At 63.1% G+C, this 10,032-nt stretch carries 5 protein-coding genes and 2 pseudogenes; 3 read left to right on the top strand and 4 right to left on the bottom strand.

Features of this window, described 5'->3' with window-relative positions:
- Positions 1-52 precede the first annotated feature (52 nt).
- Positions 53-388 (bottom strand): annotated as a pseudogene (locus OKB81_RS17365) (flagellin N-terminal helical domain-containing protein); the annotation flags it as partial.
- Positions 389-806: 418 nt separating this feature from the next.
- On the opposite strand from OKB81_RS17365, the gene OKB81_RS17360 reads away from it, so the two are divergent.
- Positions 807-1,439: a trimeric intracellular cation channel family protein gene (locus OKB81_RS17360; protein WP_160838351.1), complete on the top strand. Its 633-nt coding sequence runs from the start codon at positions 807-809 to the stop codon at positions 1,437-1,439.
- 114 nt (positions 1,440-1,553) lie between these two features.
- Positions 1,554-1,946 (top strand): hypothetical protein, encoded by a 393-nt coding sequence (locus OKB81_RS17355; RefSeq protein WP_039038657.1) that lies wholly within the window; start codon positions 1,554-1,556, stop codon positions 1,944-1,946.
- A 75-nt stretch (positions 1,947-2,021) separates the two neighbouring features.
- Here the strand turns inward: OKB81_RS17355 and thiI are convergent, their stop codons facing one another.
- Positions 2,022-3,470, bottom strand: a complete 1,449-nt coding sequence (gene thiI / locus OKB81_RS17350) for a tRNA uracil 4-sulfurtransferase ThiI (RefSeq protein WP_010674285.1) — start codon at positions 3,468-3,470, stop codon at positions 2,022-2,024.
- 164 nt (positions 3,471-3,634) lie between these two features.
- Here thiI and OKB81_RS17345 point away from each other — a divergent pair, with 164 nt between their 5' ends.
- On the top strand, positions 3,635-4,594 hold the full coding sequence (locus OKB81_RS17345) for a hypothetical protein (protein WP_160838353.1): 960 nt from the start codon (positions 3,635-3,637) through the stop codon (positions 4,592-4,594).
- Positions 4,595-4,681: 87 nt separating this feature from the next.
- Here the strand turns inward: OKB81_RS17345 and pbpC are convergent, their stop codons facing one another.
- Complete coding sequence (gene pbpC, locus OKB81_RS17340; RefSeq protein WP_270698370.1) at positions 4,682-7,003, bottom strand: penicillin-binding protein 1C; 2,322 nt, start codon at positions 7,001-7,003, stop codon at positions 4,682-4,684.
- Between the two features lie 52 nt (positions 7,004-7,055).
- Positions 7,056-9,962 (bottom strand): annotated as a pseudogene (locus OKB81_RS17335) (alpha-2-macroglobulin family protein); the annotation flags it as partial.
- Between the last annotated feature and the right edge of the window lie 70 nt (positions 9,963-10,032).

The raw sequence follows: 10,032 nt of genomic DNA, 5'->3' as shown, positions 1-10,032 counted from the left end.
ATGACTCATGATGAACCCTTTTTCATGGCTCCAGATGACAAACATGATCTCATATCAGGGACTTGTTCGCACCTTCCTTAGTATCATTCGCAGATTGCTGAGCCAGAGTACGCATACGTTGCAACATACTAGTCACCTCGTCCATAGCCCCTTCTGCGGTCTGAGCCATGGAAATACCGTCGTTGGCGTTGCGGTTGCCCTGATCCAGGCCGTTGATCTGGGAGGTCATCCGGCTGGAGATCTGCAGACCGGCCGCATCGTCCTTGGCGCTGTTGATACGCAGGCCTGAAGCAAGGCGGGTATAGGAGGTATCCAGCGACTTGCCGGAGTTCATCAAGTTGCGCTGGGCGTTGAGGGACGAGACGTTGGTGCTGATGTACATGGACATATTGAATTCTCCTGATGAGTCTAAAACTGCGGATCCCAGGGCGCGTTGCGATTGAGATCCATCGTCAGTCCGCAGGGCCAATCCGCTGCCGGTGACTGAGGCAGATCTGATTCAACGTGGTGATGACCAGATCCGCAGCACTGCAAAAAGTTGGATTTCCTGACACCCTTCCATTTGCTTCCCCCTTAGTAACGGCACCACAGCCCGATGCTTTAGAACATTTTTTGCCTCAAAGAGGATAAATCTGTACTGAATCCCACCATGACCGTATTGCCGCCTGATGCTGCCCACTTGCCTACCTCAACCCCTGATCCAGAAACCGGCGCTGGCTCCCACTTTTGCACTCCCGCATTGCTCATCCCCACGGCTTGCCCCTAAAATCGCCGCCCCATCATCTATTGGACGTGAGTTGTTCTCCATGCAGACTCTGGTTGAGCAGATCGTTTACATCAGCGACATGTTTGGTACTGCGGTATTCGCGTTTTCGGGCGTACTGGTGGCGGGCCGTCTCAGGATGGATGGTTTCGGTGTCATGGTGCTGGCGGCGGTTACCGCCATCGGGGGTGGCACCATCCGCGACATGATCCTGGGGGCAACCCCGGTCTTCTGGGTACGCGACCCCCTCTATATCTGGGTGGTCATTACCACGGCGCTCATCGGCATGTGGATGGTCAAACTGCCCCGCCGCATGCCCTGGTATGTGCTGCCGGTGGCAGACGCCTTCGGGTTGGCGCTCTTTACCGTGATCGGGGCACAAAAAGCCCTCAACTTTGGTACATCGGGGCTTATCGCCGTATTGATGGGCACCATGACGGGGGTTGCGGGCGGCATGATCCGTGACGTGCTGGCCCGGGAAGTGCCCATGGTGCTGCAAAAGGAGATCTACGCCACCGCCTGCATTCTGGGCGGCATCCTCTATACCTTGTCGCTGGAAGTCGGGGTAGAGAGGGTCAGCGCCATGCTCATCAGCATGCTCGGGGTGTTTGGTCTGCGGGTAGCGGCCATCTACTGGCACCTCTCCCTGCCCACCTTCTCGCTGCAGCGCAACTGAGAAGCCTCAGAGTGGGCGAGATCCCATCCCGGCAGGGACAAGATTGAACCAAGTTCGCTTTTCTGTTGTCATACAGGAGTCGTTTCAATCCGGACTCTCTCAATGCATTCTCTCATGCAAAAACTTGGGCTCATTACCACGCTTGTTCTGATGATGGTGGCAGCGGCTCATGCGGGGGCACAGGCCCTGTTCGGGCGTCTGGCATCCACCCCGGTGCAGCAGTTCAACCAGCAGATCCGTCAGGCGAGCAGCAGTCAGCAAGGCTGGGTCAACGACTATCGCGAAGTGGCTCGCCGCTTCGTCGGCCATAAAGATGTACCCACCCGTATCCATGCTCAACAGCTGGACAACGATCTGGTGCTCTCGGTGGCCCTTGATGGCCAGCGTAGCGACATGCTCTACATCCTGACCCTGTTTCGCAGCAACAACCTGTGGCAGATGCGTCAGGCCGAGATGGGCTGGCGCTGTCAGGGTCAGGAAACCTTCACCCCGGTCCCCTGCCCCTGAGCATCTACCTTCATCCGAGTGAAATAAAAAATCCGGCGCCTTGGCCGGATTTTTTATACGCGTCTTGCCGTCACATCACGGACGGTAGACCTTGACGTTGGCAAAGCCCTTCTCTTTCAGGTAAAGCGCCTGCAACTTGCTCATCACGCCGCGATCGCAATAGAGCAGGTAGGTCTTCTCTTTCGGCAGATCACCAAAGGCGGTGGCCAGCTTGAAGAAGGGGATATGCATGATCTCGCGCCCTTCCACCACCAGCGGCTTGTCGTCATGCTCCTCCATGGAGCGAATGTCCAGGATCACCTCGTCGTCACCGCTCTCGGCGGTGGTCTCCACCTCCTGCACCTCGGCGGCGGTCTCTTCACCGATGCGACGAATGTCGAGGTAACGGGCCTCGGCCACCACCTTGTCCAGAATGGCAAAGTCGAAGTTCTCCTCTTCCGCCTCGATGCGGGAGAGCTCGGCCTTCACGGTCGGCTTCTTGGAAATCACGCCGCAATACTCCGGCATGGTCTCCGCGAACTCCAGGGTACCGATGCGGCGCGCTTCGCTGATGATGTCCGGCTTGTCCCAGGTGATGAGGGGACGCAGGATCACCTTGTCGGTCACCCGATCGATCACGTTCAGGTTGGTGAGGGTCTGGCTCGAGACCTGACCCACACACTCGCCGGTCACCAGGGCCGGGATCTGGAATTCGTCGGCCACCTTGGCAGCGGCACGCATCATCATCCGCTTGAGCACCACCCCCATCTGGCCGTTGTCGATCTTCTCGAGGATCTCGGCTACTACCGGCTCGAAGTCCACCGCGGTGAAGCGCACCCGGTGGGAGGAGCCGAAACGGTTCCACAGGTGATAGGCCACCTGCTTGACGCCAATCTCGTGAGCCGCCCCACCCAGATTGAAGAAGCAGTAGTGCACCCGGCAGCCGCGCTTGATGAACTGGAAGGAGGCGACACCCGAGTCAAACCCGCCGGAGAGCAAGCTCAGCACATCTTCCTGGGTGGCGATGGGCATGCCGCTCAGCCCCTGGTGGATGGCGCTGACGATGAAAAGCTCCTCGCCATCGATCTCGAGGTTGATCTTCACATCCGGGTTCTTGAGGCGCACGCCGTTGCTCACGCAGTGCTGGTTCAAACCACCGCCCACGTAGCGCTCCACTTCGAGGGAGGAGAACTCGTGCTTGCCGTGGCGCTTGGCACGCACGCAGAAGGTCTTGCCCTCGAGCTGATCACCCCAGACGGCTTTCACCTGCTCGAAGATGTCGTGCAGGTCGGTAAACTTGCTGGCCTGCACCTCGAGGAAGGCCTGAATGCCGGGGATGCAGGCCAGGGCTTCGATGGCTTGCTCGCGGAACTGGTCATTGCGGGAGCTCACGATCAGCTTGTCCCAATCCATCCGCACCCGGGCATCGTCGTCAAAGCGGCGCAGGACATTGCGGATATTGCCCTGCAGGATCTTGATGAAGCGCTGGCGAACCGACTTGCTCTTGATGGTGATTTCAGGGAACAGCTTGATAATGAACTTCATGGTAATGACTCGGGTGGCCTTGATTTAAGGGCGCGAATTATATCAGAACTTTGTGACCAGCGCCTACTGCATGAGCGGCCGCTCACATTCCCCCACGCAAAGTTTGCCGCATCCGGGCAATCATGCGTATATTCCCACCCCTGCATCCTGGCAACACAGCATTCATGAAAACCCATATCTACTACCCCGGCATGGAGGTACGCGACGAGCTCTGGCTCAAGTTTGCCCTGCTCTATCTGGAGCGGCTCGCCTTCGTCTTCACCGTCAGTGAGAAGAGCGGTCTCACCGCCCTGCTGGAGACCCTGCGCCAGCAAACCGACCTGTTGGCCGAGCCGCCACGACCCGCCTTCTTCGCCGATATCACGCCCCAGGTGGAGAGCCAGATTGCCGGTCTGGTCGCCCCCGATTTTGTCCGCCACAAGGTATTTGGCAACAGGGAGCTCATCGCCCGCTGGCGTTCAGCCCCCAACCACGACTGCTTCTGCCCGGCTCAGGCGGGACTGGAGCGGCTGCACGGGTTTTGTCTGACCCACGGCTTTGCGACGCAGGATGAAGGGGGGATCAGAATGGCGCGCCGCTTTGCCAACCTGCTCTCCATGCGCCTCGCCCGTGAGTGGGCACTCGCCAATGACGGGGCGCTTATTACCGATCACGACTATCTGGATCGGCTGCTCCATCTGCTCGAATCCCGCTACCACAATCGCGGCGGTCAGGATTGCTTCCACCTCGAGATCCCGCTGCAAGTGCCCACTCACCTGGCCGACATCCCGTTTGCAGAGCTCATTGCCCTGCGGGGGCGAAGCGGCTTTCGTCAGCAGCTCGCCGAGTTCCATCATGCCCTCGATGCCCTGCTCGCCATGCTGGGCAGCGGCTACGCCGAACCCGCCGTGTTGACCCGCTTCGAGCAGGCCCAGCAGGGGTTCACACCCTTGCTGGGACCCGAGACCGTCACCCTGCCGCTCACCACGCTCGTCAGTACTGGCTTACCGGCCATGGCGATGATCCACCACCTCAAGGGGAGTCACCGACAGAGCGACCTGGTGTTTCATCCCATCAAGAAGAGCCACTTCCACCAGCGCAAGAGCCGGCATTTCTTCACCCGGCTGGGGCAGGTCAAGCCCTGACTCCCCGTCTCTGCCGGGAATCGACAATCAACTGACGGCATCGGGACCATCCCCGATGCCGTCAGTATTCTGGCGCTCACCACGCCCTCAGGAGGAGTTTTCCAGCCGAAACTCGATGCGATCGCTGTTTCCCGCCTCATCCACCACCACCAGCTGATAGCGGCCCGCCTTGCTCACTACTTGATCCCCGTCCCAGCGCAGCCGCTGGCCGTTGAGAAACCATGCCGGCTTGCCGACACCGCCCAGCACCCTGGGCTGCAACCGATAGCGCTGACTGCGGATAAGGTTGCCCTCCCCCAGTGCCAGGATGCGGATGGGGGCCTGCTGCTCGGCGCTCTGTCCCTCCCCCGCGCAGCCCCTGGCAAGCAGCGCCTGACGCCGCTCGCCCGGTGAGCGCCATGGCTCCAGCGACAGCGGCCAGAGCGCTCTAAAAGCGGATTGTGCCGCATCGTGGCAGCGGGTCAGCGTCGGCTTGCCGTCGACAGTGAGCGCAACCTGGCGCAGCGGCGAGGGCCAATCCATGGGATCCGGCAAGGTGGGAGGGTCGCGCCCTTCCAGCAGCCAGGCGCTCTGATGCTGCAAACAGGCCTCTGGCAGGGTCGTGCTCGTCTTGCGCCCCAGCGGCCAACAAACTTCGGCCTCGCTCACCGTGTTGGGTTGTGCTGGCAAGGGGCTGTTGTCAGCCAATCGCGAGTAGACCGAGAGCAGCAGCGGCACTGCCGCGCTCTGTCCATAAAAGCCGGGCATGGGGGTGCCATCGGGGCGCCCCAGCCAGACGCCGATGGTCCAACGACCGGAGACCCCCATGGCCCAGCTGTCGCGATAGCCATAGCTGGTGCCGGTCTTCCAGGCCAGTCGATTGACCCGGCCGGTCGCCTCACTGGCAAAGGGCTGATCCGCGCGCCCCTGGGCGTTCAATATCTGCCAGATGATCCAGGCGGCCCCCGGGCTCAGCAAGGGGCGTGACACCGCCTGCTGCCCCGCCAGCCAGACCGGCATCGCCACCTGCCCCTGCCGGGTCAGCGAGCTGTAGAGCGCCACCAGTTGCTCGAGCCGAATGCCCGCCGCCCCCAGCGCAATGGCCGGATTGGGCTTGTCGGAGAGCGCCAGCCTCACCCCGGCGTTGTCGAGGCGGCTGACCAGTTTGTCGGCCCCGAGCGCCTCCAGCACCTGCACCGCCGGCACGTTGAGGGATTGCTGCAGCGCCTGGGCGAGGGTTACCGGTCCCTGAAAGGCGCCAGAGAAATTGGCGGGTCTATAGTCCGAGCCCAGCCTTGGCGCATCGGAGAGCAGAGAGGCCGAGTGCACCAGCCCCTCGTCCATCGCCAGACCGTAGATGAAGGGCTTGAGGGTGGAGCCGGGAGAGCGGATCGCCTGCACCATGTCGAGGTAACCGTGGCGACGCAGATTGCCATACTCGGCGCTGCCCACATAGGCGCGCACCGCCATGGTCCTGTTGTCGACCAGGAGCAACGCCGCTGAGGTCTGCTCGGGGAAGCGGCGGATATAGCTCGCCACCCGCCCCTCCAGCCAACGCTGCAGATCGCCGTCGATGGTGGTATGCACCAGGGCCCCGGCCTGATGGTCGGCGGCGAGGCGGGCAAACAGCGGCGCCTCCATCGGCGTGAAGTGACCGCGGGCCAGCACAGGCTCGATGCGCCCCTCCTGCCACGCCTGCTCTGGCCAGACACCTTGCGCCACCAGCCGCTGCATCACCTTGTCACGGGCGGTGCGGGCCCGCTCGGGATGCCGGTCCGTCCGGTTGCGGCTGGGAGCCTGCGGCAGCACCGCCAACAGCGCCGCCTCGGCATAGGTCAGCTTGGCTGCACTCTTGCCGAGATAGGCAAAACTTGCGGCCTGCACCCCCTCCAGATTGCCGCCAAACGGTGCCCGGTTGAGGTAGACGGTAAGCAAGGTGCGCTTGTCATAGTGCCACTCCAGCTGCAGCGCACGCGCCATCTGGCGCAGCTTGCCGGGCACGCTCCTGTGGTAGGACTCGATAAGGCGCGCCACCTGCATGGTGAGGGTCGAGCCCCCCGACACAGCGCGTCCGTAATGCAGCCACTGCCAGATCCCGCGCACCATGGCCACCGGATTGACCCCGGAATGACGCCAGAAATGGCGATCCTCGTAGCCCAGCAGCGCCTCGATATAGCGGGGGGAGACCTGCTCCAGGGTCACGGGGTAACGCCACACGCCGCTGGTATCGGCAAAGGAACGCAGCGGTCGCCCCTTCATGTCGAGCACCACCCGTGCGTAGGCAGGGTCGAGCGGCGGCGGCGGGAAAATACGATCCAGCGCCAGCAATGACAGGAGCAGTGCTACAACACCCAGCACCGAAAAGCGCAGCCAACGTGGCAGGCCACCAAGCCAACGCAAGCCAGCGTGGCCAGTGCGACCCAATTTCAGCCAGCCACGCTGCCAGAAAGTGAGCGGGCGAACCCGCTCAAGGGAGGGTTTGTTACTCAGAGATGATCACCTCGTGGATATCCTCACCCACAGCCCGGATCTCGGGTCGGTACATATCCTCCACCTGGGTCGGCGGCACCTGATAGCGACCCGGCGTCACCGCCCGCATCAGGTAGACCAGTTGCTGGTTGCTCCCGGCGCTCAGATCCAGCGCCGCCGTGTAGCGGTCATCGCGAAACTCCTGATGCTTGAGATAATCGTTCCACTCGCTCTGCCACGCCGGTTTCCCCTCGATGGAGAGCTCTTCGAGCTTGATGCTATTGCCAAGGGCCGGGTTCTCCAGCTCGAAGCCAGCGGGCACCATCTCCACCAGCAGGGCATCGGGCACCGCCGATTCACTGCTGACATTGAGCCGCACCACCACCAGATCGCCCACCTTCACCTTGGTCGGGTCAAAACGCTGACCGTCGCTGTTGAACCAGCTGCGGGTCACGCTTATCCCCTGACTCAATCTGGTAGGAGCCTGTTCGGGGTAGCCGACCAGGGTGCGCTGCACATAGAGGGATCCCTTGCCCTCGTTGGTGACGGTGCTCGCCGCCAGTGCCTCGGGGGCACCCTGCTGCAGCGGAACCGAACCGCTCAGGGATCCACTGCCAAGAGAGGAGGTCACCCTGGCCTGCCAGTCGACGGCCGGATCGACGCGGGCGAGTCGCAGCAGAGCGAGCCGCTCCTGGGTACTGAGCCACTGACGGTGAGCCAGGGTATCGGCCACCTTGGCACTGAGGGCCGGCCAGATCTCCGCAGCCAGCTTGTGCTGGCGCAGCAGGGAGAGCTCAAGGGCTTGGTCGCGCAGCGGCGAGCCGTAATCCCCCAGATAGTCGTCCCCGCGCTCGGTCGCCAATGCCCGACTGAGGGCCTTGGCGGCGTTCTGCTCATCCCCCATGGCCGAGAGCGCCAGCGAGAGGTGCAAGAGCGGCAAGCCGGAGCGGGCATGATCGGCCTGCTGCTCCCAGATAAGGCGCAGGGTAGCGAGCGGCGCCTTGCCCACCCGGGCCAGCACATAGGCACTGTAGGCCTGATAGGCCAGCCGGCTGTGCTCGGGGGCACTGCTCCAGCGCTCACCATACTGACTGTCGGTGAGATAGCTTTGCAGCCGGTTCAAAGCCTGATTGAGCATCGCCTCCGGCACGGCGTCGCCCGCTTCCTTGCGCGCCAGCAGGTAGTCGGCGGCATAGGCGGTGAGCCACTGCTCCTCGTCGGAGCGACCATCCCACAGGCCAAAGCCGCCGCTTGGCAGTTGCAACCGCTGCAGCCGTTGCAGCAGGGCGCGTTGCACATCCGCCTCGCTCGCCGGTTTGTTGCCCTGTGCGGGTTTGCGCCAGGCGGCCCGCTCATCGGCCGTGGTCAGCAAGTAAGGCCAGGCACGGGACAGGGTCTGCTCCAGACAGGCGTAGGGGTAGTCGGCCAGCGCCTGCCACTGGGCTGCCGGATCCCAGGGGGGAGTGCCGGAGAGGCTGAGCAGCCCCTGCAGGTTGGCACGATCCAGCCCGGTCAGCTCAGCTGGCGCAAAAGCCATCTCTTGGCCGAGAGCCAGCATCTGGTAGCGCTGGCGAGTCTCGGCAGGCCAGGGGGAACGCAGCGGCAAAGTCCAGTCGCGGCTGATGGCAAAATCCATGCCGCTGGCAGCCAACTGCAGGCTTGCCACGCCGCTCGCTTCGGTCACGGTGAGCGGCAGGGTCAGCCACTGCTCCTCGCCGTTTTTAAGGGAAAGCGTCTCGGGCAGCTCGCCCCCCGCCTGCAAGCCACCGCTTAACGTCCATGCGAGGGAGAGGGTCTGATCCTCACCGCTCATGTTGCGCAGCTGCACCAACGCCCGGGTCTCATCCCCTCTGGCGCCAAAGCGCGGCCAGCCGATCTCTGCCACCAGCGACGCCACCACCTTGACGGCGCGCTCGGCCTCACCGACTTGCTGTTCGTTCCAGGCCAGCGCCATCAGCGCCAGTTCGCCGTTGAAGTTGGGCAAATCGAGCGGGATCACCGCCTTGCCCTGCTCGTCAAAACTCACCTCGCCGCTCCAGAGCGCAGCGATCTCGACCCGGCTCTCCAGCGCGCCCCCTTTTTTCAGCGGCGCCCGGTCACCCCCGTAGTTGAGGCGGGCCAGCTTGCCATCCTGTGGCGGGATCACCTGGCCGTAGTTGTCGAACAAATCCTGGGCGAAGCGCTTGCGACCAAAGAAGATCTCGAACGGGTCGAGGGGCTGGTAGTCGCTGATATTGAGCACGCCCCGATCCACCGCCGCCAGCACCACGCGGCCCTGACTGTTGGGGGTGGAGGTGGCGGTCACTTCCAGCCGGGTGAGCGGCACCGTTTTGTCCGGCGCGCTCAGGGTAAGCGGCAGACGGCGCGCTTCCCGATCCAGGGTGAGCGGCACCAGACCGACCGATCGCAGGCTCTGCACACTCTTTTGGCTCACCGGCTTTGAGTCACTGTCTGGCGCGGCGATCTGGGCCGAGATATGCAGGTCATGGCGCTGCCACTCGGGGCTGACCGGGATCTCGAACTCGCCGCGGGCATCCTTGGCATCGCCGCCGGCGCCCTTGAGCTCGATACGCTGCCACCAGCGCAGGCCGTCGCCATCTTCCACCATCAGCAACCCCTTGCCGGGGCGCGGGGCCACCAGGGTCACGTTGGCCTTCTCCCCGGCCTGATAGGCGCGCTTGTCGAGGGTAATGGCAATCTTGTCGGGCCGCGCCTGCTCCCCACCGCCGCCCCAGGCGTAACTGCCTATCTCCACCCGCAGGCTCGATTGATGTCCCTGACTGTTCTCCACCTCCAATCGATACCAGCCCGCCGCCAGTTGCAGCGTGAGCGGGGTCGGCCCCTTGCCATCCAGCTGCAGGGTCTGCTCCTGCTCCAGATAGGGCTGGCTGTTGAATTCGTACTTCCACCCCTCCCCATCTTAAATGCGAAAGGGGACTCCCTCCGACGTAGGTGGGAGGGGAATTTCGCCGGGGCGTCAGCCCCGCTGG

This window comes from Aeromonas sp. QDB56, assembly GCF_027705505.1.
Taxonomy (GTDB): domain Bacteria; phylum Pseudomonadota; class Gammaproteobacteria; order Enterobacterales; family Aeromonadaceae; genus Aeromonas; species Aeromonas caviae.
This window is presented reverse-complemented; position numbering and strand designations above follow the sequence as displayed.

What these genes read in the sequence shown, in the direction of transcription:
- OKB81_RS17360 (WP_160838351.1), top strand. Translation starts at nt 807, where the DNA reads ATGCAGACTCTGGTTGAGCAGATCGTTTACATCAGCGACATGTTTGGT.
- OKB81_RS17355 (WP_039038657.1), top strand. Translation starts at nt 1,554, where the DNA reads ATGCAAAAACTTGGGCTCATTACCACGCTTGTTCTGATGATGGTGGCA.
- thiI (WP_010674285.1), bottom strand. Translation starts at nt 3,470, where the DNA reads ATGAAGTTCATTATCAAGCTGTTCCCTGAAATCACCATCAAGAGCAAG.
- OKB81_RS17345 (WP_160838353.1), top strand. Translation starts at nt 3,635, where the DNA reads ATGAAAACCCATATCTACTACCCCGGCATGGAGGTACGCGACGAGCTC.